The organism is Brevibacterium aurantiacum, assembly GCF_900169065.1.
GTDB lineage: Bacteria > Actinomycetota > Actinomycetes > Actinomycetales > Brevibacteriaceae > Brevibacterium > Brevibacterium aurantiacum.
On record NZ_FXZB01000002.1, the window covers coordinates 34,380 to 48,868 of the forward strand.

Here is a 14,489-nt window from a genome sequence, read left to right on the forward strand (position 1 = left end):
AGCAATGAATGACAATCTTTCGGAGACCCTCACAGGCCATATCGAGGTAGATTTCCCTGAGTATCTAGATCCACCTGGCGAGCCTTTCGAGCTACTGACCTCATGGCTGAAACGCGCCGTGCGTCTCGGGGTCCGCGAACCGCTAGCAATGGCGTTGGCTACCTCTACAAATGCGGGCCAGCCGTCGATCAGAACAGTAGCATTGGCGGAGCTCACGACCGCTGGTCTCATTTTCACGTCTCACTCCAACTCCCCTAAAGGCCAGGAGGCTCTGGCGAATCCGAAGGTGGCAGCGCTGTTTTACTGGCGTGAAACCAGCGAGCAGGTGTGCATCCGCGGTTCTATCCAATGCCTAGACGAGACCGTTGCCGACAGGATGTGGCAACGACGCCCGCTCGGCACACACGCGATGTCCGTTGCCTCCTGTCAAAGCCGTCCTCTAGATGATGTTGAAGGCCTCCGCCAGACGGCCGTGCAACTCGCCGAGGATGCCCCATTGCCGAGACCGGTAACCTATAGGGCTTTCGAGATTCAACCTTCCGACATCGAGTTCTGGGCGAACGGCCGTGACAGGCTGCATGAGCGACTGCTCTTCTCACGCCGGGGATCTGGCTGGGCGGTTTCGAGGCTTCAGCCGTGAACTCCTGCGCGTCACAGACGAACGATCTGGGCAGACGTTCTGATGAACGTAAGGCTGCGCTCTCAGTGCGTCGCCTGATGAAGTGGCACTTTTCACCGCGTACGGGCTCGCCATTTTGGGTTGCGTCTCGTCCGTCATTGCCTTTTGACCCGCTGAAGGATGTACGAACCCCGGAGCAGTTGGATATGTTCACCGACTGGACAGGAGTGCCTGACGAGGCTAAGGGCTTGAGTCTCATTCCGGCTGGGCTTCCTCGTGCGGAGCGTATCGTCAGGGCTGGTTATCGAGGCGCAGGTCTGCCCTTGCTGGAGCGTTGGCTTGATCAGTTGGTGACCTGGCGCGTATCGGGATACAGCAAACCACCTGCCCTTGGAGGGGATTGCACGCTAATTGCGTTAGCGCCGGACGCTCAATTTGCTATTGCCGTGAGTGCCGAGCGAGCTAGGAGGTTGGGGACGCGTCCGTACCTTGTAGACCCCCATGAGGCGACCCTTCGGGAAGTCCCCATTGGTTCCTGTGACGAGGGTGCGCGTCGATGCTGGACTGCTATGCCGGACGCTCAAGTCCGGTACATATCAACATCGCCGGGCTACCTCGTATCCCTCCTCGCCAATGCTCGTTTCAGTCGTGTATTGAGTCGGTCGGTTCGTCATGTCGCTATCTACGTAGACTGGGAGCACGAAGATCTCGCGTTGGCTGCGTTGGCTGCGTTGCATGCAGTTCCAGAACACGTGGAGGTCAGCCTTGTTGTCAGTGTTCCTGGAGCACTAGCTGAATTTAGGACCGGCCTGGTTCGCCGGAAGGATAATACGTTCAAGTTCCATGGGTTTGATCCGCACATATCTGTGACCTGGGGGAAGTTGGGTGACAATTCTGATTCCTGCCCCGAACTGCGGTCCGATCTCCGGGTTACTCATCTAAGCCGGTGGGGGTTCTTGCCAGGAGTGAGGGTCAAGACTGAGCGCGTTGCCTACAGTCTCGGTCGCACATCCGCGGGCTTCGGGGTGCGTCGTCACTGACGCGCAACGGGGTCGCTCTAGCCCGCTCTGACCGTCGAAGAGCAGCGAGACGTCCTACACGCCTCACACTCTCGTCAGCTAGCTCGTCTGTCTACTAGGCACGGAAGCAGTGCCCCCGGAACTCGGCTCCATGTGAGTCGACTCCGGTCGAACTCGAACCCAACGGAGGATCGCAATGTCCAATCCAGTCACTTTCGTCAACGTCATCGACGTCGAGCCGGAGAAGCAGCCGGAACTCGTCGAGCTGCTGAAGGAGGGTACCGAGAAGGTGATGAAGCACCGGCCCGGTTTCATCTCTGTCACCCTGCTCGCCAGCGCCGACAAGACGCGCGTGCTCAACGTGGCCCAGTGGGAGTCTGCCGATGATGTCAAGGCGACCCAGTCCGACCCGGAGGCGGCTGAGTACGCGAAGAAGACCGCGGGCATCGCGAAGGCGAGCCCTGGTCTTTACCAGGTTGTGGGTGAGTACAAGTAACCCAGCCACCGTCGAACCCGGGGTGTGAGCGACACATCGCTCACACCCCGGGCTTCGCACAGCTCAACTGTCTTCGTCATGCCGCCAGCTTGAAGTCGGTACACTGGAGATACGAAGTACGATACGTATCACCCTTGAGCATGTTCGGCTCGTCGAAGAGGAGGAGCTGCGGATCGGCGATGAGCGCCCGAGCCACCAGGGCTCGGCCTCGTTCCCCCTGTGACAGCACCTTCCAGCCCGCGTCCGTACGGGAGGTCAGCCCCACCTCGGCGATGAGATCATCGGCCTTCGCAACCTGCTCGGCACTTGCCTCCCAGCGGAAGGGGCGCTCGACCGTGCCGGTCAGTCCGGTGAGGACGACGTCGCGCACGGACAGATTCGAGCGCAGCGGATGGCGCGGATTCACGTGGCCGATGTGGCGACGTAGGGCTTGAAGTTCGACCCGACCCATCCTCTCGCCGAGGATGTCCACGGTCCCCGACGTCGGGAACACCTGCGCCGAGGCGAAGCTGAGGATCGTCGACTTCCCGGCTCCGTTCGGCCCGATGAGAACCCAGTGCTCGCCCTGACCGATCGCCAGATCGATGCCGTGGAGGATCTTCGTCTCCCCACGTCGGAACGTCACATCGTCCAACTTCAGGACCGTCTTTGCCACGTCGTCCACACTCTCTTCCCACATCGAGATCGCTCGGCTCCGCTCGGGAGTCGGCTCCGTCAGGGAGCCGTTGTCGATTCTAGATCCGGGCCTCGCCGAGGTGGTCCTCCCCGGACACACCCATGTTCCACATCCTGGATCGCCGAGTCGCGACCAGCGGAAGACGTCAGCCTGAAGAGTTCAGTGCAGGGTCGGCCGGTAAACGAGTTCCTGGGTTCTTCCGTCGAGCAGAGTGGAGTCGAGAAGTTCGAGATCGAAATCCTGCGTTCGGGCGAAGATGGGCTGGACACCTGTGCGCCCGGTGATGACCGGGTAGATCGTGACCTGCAGTCGGTCAACAAGTCCCGCCTCCATGAGCGCCCGGTTCATCGACAGACTGCCATGCGAACGAATCGGGACTTCGGATTCCTCCTTCATCTCCCCCACCACGTCAACCGCGTCACCTGCGGCGACGACTGCGTTGGGCCAATCGAGCGGCTCGCTCAAAGTCTGTGAGATGACGGTTGCCGGGCAATTGCGCATGGCGGTGACCCAGGGGTCGAGCACGTCGGTGTAGATGTCGGATTCCGCGAGCATGCCGACGAAATCACGGAATGTCTGGGCCCCGAAGACCATTCGAGTGTCCGCGTTGTAGAGCTCCAGCCGATGGTCGAGGAGCTCCGGGCCCTGCTTGCCCCAGTAGCCTCCCCAGTCGCCGTCGGGACTGACCGAGGCGAACCCGTCGAGGCTCGAGAACACGTCGAACGTATATGTGGCACTCATGGCTGCTCCTCACAGAGCATAGACGGTGAATTCAGTGTGCGCTCGACTGCCGGCGATGACCAGACCCACCTCCAGCAGACGAAACCGAGACGGACCATAATGGAGGCATGCACAACGGCGGCGACCCTCAAGACGAACACCGGATGAAGATGCGCGGGAAGATCCTGCGCCGCTCCGCATCGTTCAACGTCGCCCACGCCGTCGACGACCTCGAACCCGGCACCGGGGCCCAGAGCATCCAGCGAGCCCTGACCCTGCTCAACCTCGTCGGCCTCATTGCTGGCGAGCGCAGCAACGGTGCCAGCCTGTCCGAGGTCGCCTCCATCAGCGGCCGCCCCAAGGCCAGCGTCCACCGCATGCTCCAGGCGCTCATCGCCATGGGCTACGTCGAACGCCTCGACGAGGGCGGCTACCGCCTCGGCGTGCAGTCTCAGATTCTCGGTCAGCTCGCCCAGAAATCGGTCGACCCCCTGGTCACCGAGTCGGAGTCGAGCCTGCTGCGCCTGGCCGAACTGAGCCAGGACACGGCCTTCCTGACCCTGCGCACCGGCAGCTATTCGATCTGCGCCCGCCGCGAGGAGGGCTTCGGCGAGATCCTCAACAATGCCCTGTCCGTAGGTGATCGCCATCCGCTGGGCATCGGCGCCGGCAGCCTCGCGATCCTCTCCGAGCTCTCCCCCGCCGAGGTGGACGCCCAGTTCGAGGCCAACGCGCAGATCTTCGCCGAACGGTACCCCAAGGTCTCCATCGCAGCACTGCGCGACATCATCGACCGCGCCCGCGTCGACGGCTTCGTGCACAATCCCGGACTCTTCGCCCAAGGATCATGGGCCGTGGGTGTGCCGCTGAAGGTCCGCGACAGCCGATCTCGCGCGGCACTGTCGATCGCCAGCGTCCCCGACCGTGTCACCGGCGCCCGCGTCGAACGACTCGTCGCCCTGCTCCGCCGCGAGGCGAAGACCATCGCCGAGGCCCTCAGCGACCACGCAGATCCCTGACCAGCTCGCCATTCCCCGCCGCACCGGCTCAGGCTCGGATGGAGGAACTTTTGGTGTGGCATCGACCGCTGATCTCACACCAAAAGTTCCTCGATTGCCGCCAGCCCGCTCACTCCGACGAGGCGGCCCCGAGCCGCGCGGCCACCGCACCGAGGATCTCCCCCAGCCACCCCACCGCGGCCGGGTTCGGCCCGGGCCTGGTCACGAAGGATACACGGCGCTGACCCAGGTCCTGCTTGGCCGGCCTGAGAACGACGTCGAAGTCGGTGTCCACGGCCACCTCGGTGGTCAGAGCGCAGCCGAGACCCTCGGCCACGAGCCCGTGGATCATGTAGAGGTCGTCGCTGCGCATGAGTTCGCGCAGTTCGTATCCCAGTCCCCGGGAGATGCGCCGCAGCACCCGCACCGAGGCCTCCGCTTCGTTGTGGCTGAGCACCCAGTCGACGTCGCTCATCGTTGCGAAGTCGAGAACCTCGTGGGCTGCGAGCTCCCCATCGCGGGAGACCATCACCCGGTAGGGTTCGTCCAGCAGGGTCCGCAGCCGCAGCTCGGGGCCCGCGAATTCGGGCAGTTCGGGGATGTCGTAGATGAGCCCGGCGTGGACCTCACCGCTGTGCAGCATCCGCACCACCTCGCTGGGTTCGGCCTCGACGACCTCGACGCGCACCGAGGTGCGCTGCTGGAGTTCGGCGATCGCAGCGGGCAGCAGCCGTGAGCCGATCGAGGAGAAGGAACCGACGCGCAGGGACACGACACCGGCATCACGCTGGGCCGTGACAAGCTGCTCGGCCCGGTCGATGCGGGCAAGGACCGGTTCGATCTCCTCGGCGAAGGACTCCCCGAGCGGTGTCAGCCTCGTCCCGTTGCGGGAGCGATCGACGAGCTTGATCCGCAGATGGGATTCGAGGGTGCGCAGATGATGGGTCACGGTCGGCACCCCATGGTCGAGCACCTCGGCGGCCCGATTGAGACTTCCCTCGTCCCGAATGGCCAGGAGAACCCGGAACTGCTGCAGATTCATCATGATATAGACACTATGACACTGTGAACGATTTCTTGCTATATCCTAGGCGACCAATGATCCCTAGTGTGGGACACATGCTCGCTGACACACACCTGCACCCAGACACCGCGAACCGCACCGCGACAACCCCCGCGCCCACGCAAGCGAACACCGCCATCGACCCCCGCCAACACACCGCACCCTATGCCGAAGCCCTGCGGTCCCTGGCCGCCGAGGACTGGCAGCGTCTGCACGTGCCCGCTCATCAGGGCAGTCCTGATCATGCCCCGGGCCTGGCCGAGGTCGTCGGGGAGGCCGGCATGAGCATCGACTTCCCCATGCTCTTCAGCGGCGTCGACCAGGACAACTGGCGCATGATCAACCATGATCGCGTGACTCCGATCATGGCCGCCCAGCAGCTCGCCGCCGAGGCCTGGGGTGCTTCGCGGACCTGGTTCATCACCAACGGAGCATCGGGCGGCAATCACATCGGCACGACCGTCGTGCGGGGCCTGGGCCGCGAGTTCGTCCTCCAGCGCAGCGTCCATTCCTCCGTCATCGACGGCGTCACCCATGCCGAACTGCGCCCTCATTTCGTCCACGGCCGCGTCGATCCCGGGCTCGGCTCCTCCCACGGCGTCACCCCGGCCGAGGTCGACTTCGCCCTGCGTGAGCACCCGAACTCCGCCGCCGTCTACCTCGTCTCCCCCAGCTACTTCGGTGCTGTCGCCGACATCGCCGCCATCGCCGAGGTGGCCCACCGCCACGATGTTCCCCTCATCGTCGATGAGGCCTGGGGCTCCCACTTCGGCATGCACCCGAAGCTGCCGGTCAACGCAGTGCGCCTGGGCGCCGACCTCGTCATATCCAGCACTCACAAGGGTGCAGGCTCCCTCGCACAGTCGGCGATGGTCCATCTCGGGCACGGACCGCAGGCCAAGCGCATCGAGACGCTCGTCGATCGGGTCGTGAAGTCCTATCAGTCGACCTCCTCGAGTGCGATCCTGCTGTCCTCCCTCGACGAGGCACGTCGTCATCTCGTCACCCACCCGGAGGCGATCGAGACGGCCCTGGACACGGCCGAGGAGATCCGCACCCGGGTCAAGAACGACACCCGGTTCCGCGATGCGACTCCCGACATCCTCGGCGGTCATGATGCGATCGACAACGATCCGTTCAAGGTCGTCATCGACACCCGCGGTGCCGGAATCACCGGGTCCGAGGCCCAGTATCAGCTCATCCGGGACCATCGGATCTACTGTGAGCTGGCCACTCCCTCGGCGCTGCTGCTGCTCATCGGCGCGACCTCGCCCGTCGACGTGGATCGCTTCTGGACGGCTCTGCAGGAGCTGCCGCGCTCGGAGGCCGAGCCGGAGCGTCCCATCGTGCTGCCCGGCAGCTGCCAGAAGCGTCTGGACATCAGCGATGCCTACTTCGCCGAGTCCCAGACGGTCCCCTTCGCCGAGGCGGTCGGCCGGGCGTCCGCGGATTCTCTGGCTGCGTACCCGCCAGGTGTGCCCAATGTCCTCCCTGGTGAGGTGCTCAGTGCGAAGGCCGTCGACTTCCTCCGTGCGACCGCGGCGGCGCCCTCGGGCTATGTCCGTGGCGCCCAGGATTCGCGCATGGACACTTTCGCCGTCGTGGCTGAGCCGAGCTCAACTGACCTCAGCTGAGCCGAGCTGAACTGACCCGAGGCGAGCTGAGCCGACCCTTGGGCGGCAGTCCCACCAGCGAATACGCGCGTGGCACTGCGGTACCGTGGAGAATATGCCCGCCTCCGACGATTCGCCCACCGTTTCCCTGCCCGCGACCGAGCTTGAGCGCCTCTGCACCTCGACGATTCTTGCCGCCGGAAGCTCGGAGAAACTGGCGAGGTCACTGGCAGCTGCCACGGTCGCGGCGGATCGGCGCGGCAAGATCCAGGTCGGCACGGCGCACCTCTTCGACTACCTCGACGGGCTCGAGGCCGGTCGGATCAACGGTGCTGCCGTTCCGCACTCGGTCAACAGATTGCCGGCGGCCCACCTCGTCGACGCCGACGGCGGCATCGTCCAGCTCGCCTTCGACGAGGTGTTCGATCGCTTCGCTCAGTCGGCGACGGATCTGGGCATCTCGATCCTCAACATCATGAACGCGTTTCCTGCCGGCGAGCTCGGCTACTACACGATGCGCTTGGCCCGTCGTGGACTCATCGCCCTTGCCGGAGGGAACTCCCCGGCGCTGATGTCGCTCTTCGGCAGCCGCGACACGGTCACCGGGACGAACCCGCTGTCCTTCGCGCTCCCTCACCCGCAGGGGCCGCGCATGTTTGATCAGGCCAGCAGCGCGACGGCCTGGGTCAACATCCGTGATGCGGCCGACCGTGGGGAGTCGATCCCCGAGGGGTGGGCTCAGGCTCCGGATGGGACTGCGACGACGGACTCCGAGGCGGGCCTTGCCGGCTCACTGCTTCCCTTCGGTGGGGTCAAGGGCAGCAATCTCGCGCTCATGATCGAACTCCTCGCCGCCCACGGGGGCGCGAAATTCTCGGTGGATGCACCACCCATCGATGAGGGTACGACGACTCCCGGGACCGGTCTCTTCGTCATCGCCATCAGCGCTGATGCCTTCGACCCGGAGTACACGCACCGGGTCGAAGAGCACCTGGCCAGAATCGATCGCGACTTCGGCATCGACTTCGGACGCAAACGCGATGACGCAGTCATCGACCTGCCCCAGAACCTCCACACCGCACTGCTCGAACGCGCCGCTCGCTAGATCCGCAGCCTCACCGCAGGACGACAGTCCTCTTCCCGGCGAGGAACACGCGGCCGTCGCAGTGCCACTTCACGGCGTTGGACAGGGCCTTGCACTCGGCGTCACGACCGGCGGCCACGAGGTCCTTGGGGCCGAAGGAGTGGTCGACCTCGACGAGCTGCTGGGCGATGATCGGGCCCTCGTCGAGTTCGCTGTCGACGAAGTGTGCGGTCGCCCCGACGGTCTTGACTCCCCGCTCCCATGCCTGGTGATAGGGCTTGGCGCCCTTGAACGAGGGCAGGAACGAGTGGTGGATGTTGTTGGCCTTGCCTGTCAGCTCCCGTGCCAGGTCGTCGGAGAGGACCTGCATGTAGCGGGCGAGGACGACGAGGTCGATTTCGAAGCGGTCGACGAGTTCGAGCAGCTTCGCCTCCGCCTCCGGCTTCGTCTCCTTGGTCACCGGGATGCGGAAGAACGGGATGTGGTGCCATTCGACGAGTTCACGGTGGTCGGGGTGATTGGACACCACGGCCGCGATCTCGATGGGCAGCTCACCGACCTGGGCGCGGAAGAGCAGATCGTTGAGGCAGTGCTCGAACTTCGAGACCATGATGAGGACCCGACGCTTCTCCCCCTCCGGCCACAGCTTCCACGACGCCTCGAAATCGGTGCCGATGCCTTCGAAGTCCGCGCGCAGTGCCTCGATCGCGCCCTGCGACTCGTCCTGGAGACTGAAGTCGATCCTGAGGAACAGACGCTCGGTGTACTGATCGTCGAACTGCTTGAGCTCCTTGATGTCACCGCTGTGAGTGAGGAGGGCTCCGGTCACGGCGTGGGTGATTCCCGGCCGTTCGTCGCATTCCAGGGTGAAGACGTAATCCTGCATATCCACTGCTTCCTTGCTCGATGGGTGTACTCAATCATTGGTTGAGAGGCTCACATTGGTCACCTTCAACCGCCCGTCACCTTCAACCGTCAGTCACCGTCAGCCGTTGCTGAGGAACTCCGCCATGCCGTCGAGCAGCCACCGGACCGCGAAGTCCGCGAAGCTCGCCCGCGGGTAGACCCGGTACTCGAGTTCAGCCGAATGGTGGAGGATGACCGGCACCGGCCCCATCTGAGTCGAGATCGCCTGGCCGACGCCGAAGGCACGCGGGTGCAGATCCGCGCGCACGCTCTTCTCCAGCACCTCACGGGCCTTCACGCCGGTGAGTTCGAGGATCGTGCGGTTGGCCGAGAGATCCACGGCCTGCCCGGGCAGTCCCTCAAGGGCCGCCTCGGCGACGAGGGTCTCCCCCGGTCGCTGCCGCCGGGAGACGTCGACGGTGAGGAATTCGTCGGGGCTCAGCCACAGGGTGTGCAGGCCGGCCTCGTCCCCGGTGACCTCGCCGACCCGACCGGGCAGGGTGATCCCAAGAGCAGATTCGAGCGCCTCCGCCGAGGCTGTTCCCGGGGTGGCGCGCAATCCGAGCTGGACAGCGAAGCTGCGTTCGCGCAGGCCAACGGCCTGCCCGCCGAGTTCGGTGGCGCGGGCCATGTCCTCGCCGAGGTGGGCTGCCGGTGAGGTACGCAAGCTATCGAGCACCTCGGCGTCGGTCTCGAAGCTGTGCTGCGCAGTGGAGGACTGGGTCTGACTCTGCTGGGTCGTCTGTGTGGTGTCAGCCATCGCGGCGGTTCCCTTCTGGATCGTAGAAGACGGGTGAGGTGATCTCGACGTCGACGAGTGTCCCGCCGACCGGGGACTGGATGATCTCGCCGGTCCGGTTCCGGCCGTTCTCGACCATCGCCAGGCCAAAGGGCCTGTCCATGCTCGGTGAGATGTAGGACGAGGTGACGTGCCCGATCATCGGGACCGGGCCCGCCTCCGGGGTGATCGGTGTGCCCGAGGTGATGAGCTGAGCACCTTCGGCCAGACGGGTCGTGCCGTCGACGGGTAGGACCCCGACGAGGTGCTTGCGGTCCTCGCGTGCCGTGTCGATGCGCGAGTAGGAGCGTTTGCCGATGAAGTCCTTGAGCTTCGAGACGATCCACTCCATGCCGGCATCCTGTGGGGTCACGGTGCCGTCGGTGTCCTGACCGACGATGATGAAGCCCTTCTCCGCGCGGAGGACGTGCATGGTCTCGGTGCCGTACGGGGTGATGTCGAACTCAGCACCCGCCTCGGCGACGGCCTCCCACACGGCCAGACCATAGAAGTTCTCCACATTGATCTCGAAGGCGAGCTCACCGGAGAACGAGATGCGGCAGATGCGGGCCGGAATCCCGCCCGCCAGGGTCGTCTCCCGAAAGCCCATGAACTCGAAGGCCTCGTTGGACACATCCAGGTGCGGGGCGAGCTTGGCGATGACCTCGCGGGATTTGGGTCCGGCGACCGCGACGGTCGACCATTCTTCCGTCACCGAGGTGAAGACGACGTCGAGCTCGGGCCATTCGGTCTGGTGCCATTCCTCCAGCCATTCGAGGACGGTGGCCGCGCCTCCTGTCGTCGTGGTCATGTAGTAGCGGTCGTCTGCCACGCGCAGGGTGACGCCGTCGTCGAAGACCATGCCGTCGGGTTTGCACATGAGTCCGTAGCGGCCCTTGCCGACCTTGAGCTTGGCGAAGCCGTTGGTGTAGATCTGGCCGAGGAACGCACCGGCGTCGGTGCCGCGGATCTCGATCTTGCCCAGTGTCGACGCGTCCTGGAAGCCGACGGATTCCCGCACGGCCTTGCATTCGCGCAGCACCGCCGCGTCCATGTCCTCCCCGTCCTGCGGGTAGTACCAGGGTCGCTTCCACTGGCCGACGTCTTCGAATTCGGCACCGTGGTCGACATGCCATGGGTGGATCGAGGTGATCCGGGCCGGGTCGAAGAGCTCGCCCTTGCGTCGTCCGGCCAGTGCCGCGAAGGGCACTGGGGCAAACGGTGCGCGGAAGGTCGTGTGCCCGACTGCGCCGAGATCCGACTCCCCCAGCACAGTCGCGATGGCGCCGATGGCGTTGACCGCACTCGTCTTGCCCTGATCGCCGCCCGTCGAGATCGAGGTGTAGCGCTTGATGTGCTCGACCGAGCGCATGCCCGCGTCCATCGCCCGCTGCACGTCGGCCACGGACTGGTCGCGCTGAAAGTCGATGAAGTGCGTGGTCAGCGCCGTGTGATCATCATCCGCCGAGGTGACCAGCCACAGTGGGCGAGCCGGCGCGTAGGTCATCGGCTCGGCCGCGGGAATGTCGAGCGGACCGGCGAAACCGGTGCGCTTCGCGGCCGCATGCCCGGCCTCGGCGCCCTGTTTGAGAGCTGCCTCGAGCGAGTAGTCGCCGTTGACTGCGCCGACCGTGAACTGATCGCGCACGGGCCTGCTCGGGACGAAGGCAGCGATGTCTTTCCGCCACTCGATCGGCCCCTTGCGCTGTCCGTGCAGGTGGATCACGGGTGAGAATCCGCCGGCCACGGCCAGCAGGTCCACGTCGATGACCTCGGACTCGCCGGTGGCCACACCGTCGACGTCGAGGCCCGAGACGGTGACCTGGCTGATGCGTCCGGCAGGCCCCTCACCTGCGGTGTCGCTGACCGCGGAGCCGAGGATGAGCCGGGTTCCCGTGTCCCGAGCAACAGATTCTGCCATCGCCGAGGCGGTGGTGCGGGAGTCGATGATCGCCGGCACCTCGATGCCTGCCGCGTGCAGATCGGCCAGCAGTTCGTAGGCAGAGTCGTTCGTCGCGGCGATCGCGACGGACTGCCCAGCGGCGACACCGAAGCGGTTGAGGTAGGTGCGCACGGCGGAGGCGAGCATGATGCCCGGACGGTCGTTGTCGGCGAATACGATCGGGCGTTCGTGGGCTCCGGTGGCCAGCACGACCTGCTGGGCTCGGATGTGCCAGACCCGTTGGCGTGTGCCGGGGCGGGACCTGGTGCTGCCCTGCGCACTCTCTCCTCCGTTTTCGACGAGCTCAAGGGTGCGGTCCTCGAGGGCGACGAAGTAGTTCGAGTCGTAGCTGCCGAACACGGTCGTGTTCGCTCGGTACGTGAGTTCCTCCGCCTCGGCGAAGGAGGCAACGGTGGACGCGATCCACTCGCTCGCGGGCACACCGTCGATGGTCTCTGACGAACTCGACAGCAGCGATCCACCGGGGGCGGCTCTGTCATCGAGCAGCAGCGTCCGGGCCCCGGTCTTTCCGGCCTCGCGGGCGGCGGCCAGACCGGCGGGTCCGGCACCGATGACGAGCACGTCGGTGTGCACGTGCTTGTGCTCGTAGACGAGTCCATCCTGACCTGGGTCGAGAATGCCCAGCCCTGCCAGGTAGTCGGCTTCGAGGCCTTCGGTGATGGGCACACGGGTGGCCGGCAGCATGGATTCGCTGACGTCGCCGGGGATGCGACCCTTGACGCGGACCAGGGCGTTGGACTCTTCGATTCCGGCGCTGAGGACGCCGCGCGCCCGGCCCAAATAGGTCGAGTTGCCGCAGTCGATGCGTCCGGCGGCGATGAGGGCGCTGGCGATCGTGTCCCCGGCGAAGCCCGAGTACTGCGTTCCTTCCACGCGGAAGCTGACGGGTCGCGTGCGGTCGATGCCGGTGGCGTGATCGAAGCGGGGCGAACCGGACGGATGGGTGGAGTGCGTCATCGGACTCCTCCTGCAGAATCGGCGGTGGACGGGGACTGTGGAGCAGCCTCGGCGAGGGTGTCGGGTCGGGGCTGGCCCATGGGGTAGATGGTGGTGAAGTCGTAGGTGACGGTGTCGCGGATGGCGTTGAACCATTTGCGGCAGCCGAGGCTGTGGCTCCATCGTTCGGCATAGGCGCCGCGGTCGTTGTCGCGGTAGAAGAGGAATTCGGCCCACTCTCTGTCACTGAGTGCGTGAGGGTCGGCCGGGTAGGGCACGTGTGCCTGGCCGCCGTAGTGGAATTCGGTTTCGTCGCGTGGCCCGCAGTTCGGGCAGCTGATGAGGAGCATGGCTGATCCTTTGGTCTCGGGTTCGCTCAGTGCGCCACGGCTGCGGCGCCGTGCTCGTCGATGAGGTGACCGGTTTCGAACCGGTCGAGGGCGTAGGGGGCATTGAGCGGGTGGGGTTCGTCATTGGCGATGGTGTGGGCGAAGGTCAGTCCGGCCGCGGGTGTGCCCTTGAAGCCGCCCGTGCCCCAACCGCAGTTAGCGTAGAGACCCTGGACCTCGGTCTTCGACACGATCGGTGAGGCATCGAGGGTGACGTCGACGATGCCGCCCCAGGTGCGCAGCACATGGGCACGGGCGAAGATCGGGAACAGTTCGACAGCGGCGGCCAGCTGTTCTTCGATGACGTGGAAGCCGCCTCGTTGGCCATAGCCGTTGTAGGAGTCGACGCCGGCGCCCATGACGAGTTCGCCCTTGTGCGCCTGGGAGACGTAGACGTGGACGTGGTTGGACATGACGACGGTCGGGTGCACGGGTTCGAAGAGCTCGGACACGAGTGCCTGGAGTGGGTGGGACTGGATCGGCAGGCGGATGCCGGCCATGTCTGCCAGCACCGAGGAGTCTCCGGCCACGCACATGGCGACCTTCTCGGTGGCGATGCTGCCGCGGGTGGTTTCGACGCCGATGACCTTGTCGCCGATGCGTTCGATCCCGGTGACCTCGCAGTTCTGGATGATGTCGACGCCCATCTCATCGCACTTGCGGGCGAAGGCCCAGGCGACGTGATCGTGCTTGGCGATGCCGGCTCGCGGCTGATAGGTCGCGCCCATCACCGGGTAGCGCAGGTCGTCGCCGATGTTGATGATCGGGCAGACTTCCTTGACCTGTTTGGGGTCGAGCCATTCGGCGTCGATGCCGTTGAGGGCATTCGCGTTGACGCGGCGTTGGGATTCGCGCACGTCCTGGAGTGTGTGGGCGAGGTTGAGGACCCCGCGCTGGGAGAACAGGAAGTCGTAGTCGAGTTCTTCCGGCAGCTGCTCCCAGAGTTTGAGCGACTTCTCGTAGATCGCCGCGGACTCGTCCCAGAGGTAGTTCGACCGGATGATGGTCGTGTTGCGGGCCATGTTCCCGCCGGCCAGCCAACCGCGCTCGAGGATGGCGATGTTGGTCATGCCATGGTTCTTGGCCAGGTAGTACGCGGTGGCGAGTCCGTGTCCGCCGCCACCGATAATGACGGCTTCGTAGGACTTCTTCGGCTCCGGATTGCGCCACAGGAAGTCGGGATGCTCGGGGAGCTGGTCGGCCATGCGATCTCCTTCGACCGTTTGATC

The 14,489-nt window shown here is 65.1% G+C and carries 13 protein-coding genes; 5 read left to right on the forward strand and 8 right to left on the reverse strand.

Features of this window, described 5'->3' with window-relative positions; genetic code table 11:
- Positions 1 to 4 precede the first annotated feature (4 nt).
- Positions 5 to 640 carry a pyridoxal 5'-phosphate synthase gene (locus tag BAUR9175_RS01760; protein ID WP_009883831.1) on the forward strand — a complete coding sequence of 212 codons (636 nt, stop codon included), beginning with the start codon at positions 5 to 7 and terminating at the stop codon, positions 638 to 640.
- Positions 641 to 1,834: 1,194 nt separating this feature from the next.
- Complete coding sequence (locus tag BAUR9175_RS01765; RefSeq protein WP_009883830.1) at positions 1,835 to 2,134, forward strand: antibiotic biosynthesis monooxygenase family protein; 300 nt, start codon at positions 1,835 to 1,837, stop codon at positions 2,132 to 2,134.
- Positions 2,135 to 2,210: 76 nt separating this feature from the next.
- Here BAUR9175_RS01765 and BAUR9175_RS01770 read toward each other — a convergent pair whose 3' ends face one another.
- Together BAUR9175_RS01770 and BAUR9175_RS01775 are read right to left on the reverse strand one after the other, a co-directional pair.
- Entirely contained in the window at positions 2,211 to 2,789 is a 579-nt protein-coding gene (locus tag BAUR9175_RS01770; protein WP_101582878.1) for an ABC transporter ATP-binding protein, read from the reverse strand.
- A gap of 180 nt (positions 2,790 to 2,969) precedes the next feature.
- Entirely contained in the window at positions 2,970 to 3,551 is a 582-nt protein-coding gene (locus tag BAUR9175_RS01775; RefSeq protein WP_101582802.1) for a dihydrofolate reductase family protein, read from the reverse strand.
- A 107-nt stretch (positions 3,552 to 3,658) separates the two neighbouring features.
- On the opposite strand from BAUR9175_RS01775, the gene BAUR9175_RS01780 reads away from it, so the two are divergent.
- Positions 3,659 to 4,549 (forward strand): IclR family transcriptional regulator, encoded by an 891-nt coding sequence (locus tag BAUR9175_RS01780; RefSeq protein WP_101582804.1) that lies wholly within the window; start codon positions 3,659 to 3,661, stop codon positions 4,547 to 4,549.
- A 109-nt stretch (positions 4,550 to 4,658) separates the two neighbouring features.
- Here BAUR9175_RS01780 and BAUR9175_RS01785 read toward each other — a convergent pair whose 3' ends face one another.
- Positions 4,659 to 5,573, reverse strand: coding sequence for a LysR family transcriptional regulator (locus BAUR9175_RS01785; protein WP_101582805.1), 915 nt, complete (start codon positions 5,571 to 5,573; stop codon positions 4,659 to 4,661).
- A gap of 74 nt (positions 5,574 to 5,647) precedes the next feature.
- On the opposite strand from BAUR9175_RS01785, the gene BAUR9175_RS01790 reads away from it, so the two are divergent.
- Positions 5,648 to 7,225, forward strand: a complete 1,578-nt coding sequence (locus tag BAUR9175_RS01790) for an aminotransferase class I/II-fold pyridoxal phosphate-dependent enzyme (RefSeq protein WP_240513581.1) — start codon at positions 5,648 to 5,650, stop codon at positions 7,223 to 7,225.
- Positions 7,226 to 7,319: 94 nt separating this feature from the next.
- Positions 7,320 to 8,309 carry an Ldh family oxidoreductase gene (locus tag BAUR9175_RS01795; RefSeq protein WP_096145791.1) on the forward strand — a complete coding sequence of 330 codons (990 nt, stop codon included), beginning with the start codon at positions 7,320 to 7,322 and terminating at the stop codon, positions 8,307 to 8,309.
- A gap of 10 nt (positions 8,310 to 8,319) precedes the next feature.
- Here BAUR9175_RS01795 and purU read toward each other — a convergent pair whose 3' ends face one another.
- The 5 genes from purU to BAUR9175_RS01820 form a co-directional block, all read right to left on the reverse strand.
- The gene (gene purU / locus BAUR9175_RS01800) at positions 8,320 to 9,174 is read right to left on the reverse strand and encodes a formyltetrahydrofolate deformylase (protein ID WP_101582807.1); all 855 of its coding nucleotides are present in this window, start codon (positions 9,172 to 9,174) and stop codon (positions 8,320 to 8,322) included.
- A gap of 99 nt (positions 9,175 to 9,273) precedes the next feature.
- The gene (locus BAUR9175_RS01805; protein WP_009883822.1) at positions 9,274 to 9,954 is read right to left on the reverse strand and encodes a sarcosine oxidase subunit gamma; all 681 of its coding nucleotides are present in this window, start codon (positions 9,952 to 9,954) and stop codon (positions 9,274 to 9,276) included.
- The gene (locus BAUR9175_RS01810) at positions 9,947 to 12,892 is read right to left on the reverse strand and encodes a glycine cleavage T C-terminal barrel domain-containing protein (protein ID WP_069599174.1); all 2,946 of its coding nucleotides are present in this window, start codon (positions 12,890 to 12,892) and stop codon (positions 9,947 to 9,949) included. Before BAUR9175_RS01810 ends, BAUR9175_RS01805 begins: the two co-directional genes overlap by 8 nt.
- Positions 12,889 to 13,221, reverse strand: coding sequence for a sarcosine oxidase subunit delta (locus BAUR9175_RS01815; protein ID WP_009883820.1), 333 nt, complete (start codon positions 13,219 to 13,221; stop codon positions 12,889 to 12,891). The genes BAUR9175_RS01810 and BAUR9175_RS01815 overlap by 4 nt, the downstream gene beginning before the upstream one ends.
- 26 nt (positions 13,222 to 13,247) lie before the next feature.
- Complete coding sequence (locus BAUR9175_RS01820) at positions 13,248 to 14,465, reverse strand: sarcosine oxidase subunit beta family protein (RefSeq protein WP_069599173.1); 1,218 nt, start codon at positions 14,463 to 14,465, stop codon at positions 13,248 to 13,250.
- Between the last annotated feature and the right edge of the window lie 24 nt (positions 14,466 to 14,489).

What these genes read in the sequence shown, in the direction of transcription:
- BAUR9175_RS01815 (WP_009883820.1), bottom strand. Translation starts at nt 13,221, where the DNA reads ATGCTCCTCATCAGCTGCCCGAACTGCGGGCCACGCGACGAAACCGAA.
- BAUR9175_RS01780 (WP_101582804.1), top strand. Translation starts at nt 3,659, where the DNA reads ATGCACAACGGCGGCGACCCTCAAGACGAACACCGGATGAAGATGCGC.
- BAUR9175_RS01810 (WP_069599174.1), bottom strand. Translation starts at nt 12,892, where the DNA reads ATGACGCACTCCACCCATCCGTCCGGTTCGCCCCGCTTCGATCACGCC.
- BAUR9175_RS01765 (WP_009883830.1), top strand. Translation starts at nt 1,835, where the DNA reads ATGTCCAATCCAGTCACTTTCGTCAACGTCATCGACGTCGAGCCGGAG.
- BAUR9175_RS01790 (WP_240513581.1), top strand. Translation starts at nt 5,648, where the DNA reads ATGCTCGCTGACACACACCTGCACCCAGACACCGCGAACCGCACCGCG.
- BAUR9175_RS01760 (WP_009883831.1), top strand. Translation starts at nt 5, where the DNA reads ATGAATGACAATCTTTCGGAGACCCTCACAGGCCATATCGAGGTAGAT.
- BAUR9175_RS01805 (WP_009883822.1), bottom strand. Translation starts at nt 9,954, where the DNA reads ATGGCTGACACCACACAGACGACCCAGCAGAGTCAGACCCAGTCCTCC.
- BAUR9175_RS01820 (WP_069599173.1), bottom strand. Translation starts at nt 14,465, where the DNA reads ATGGCCGACCAGCTCCCCGAGCATCCCGACTTCCTGTGGCGCAATCCG.
- BAUR9175_RS01775 (WP_101582802.1), bottom strand. Translation starts at nt 3,551, where the DNA reads ATGAGTGCCACATATACGTTCGACGTGTTCTCGAGCCTCGACGGGTTC.
- purU (WP_101582807.1), bottom strand. Translation starts at nt 9,174, where the DNA reads ATGCAGGATTACGTCTTCACCCTGGAATGCGACGAACGGCCGGGAATC.
- BAUR9175_RS01795 (WP_096145791.1), top strand. Translation starts at nt 7,320, where the DNA reads ATGCCCGCCTCCGACGATTCGCCCACCGTTTCCCTGCCCGCGACCGAG.
- BAUR9175_RS01785 (WP_101582805.1), bottom strand. Translation starts at nt 5,573, where the DNA reads ATGATGAATCTGCAGCAGTTCCGGGTTCTCCTGGCCATTCGGGACGAG.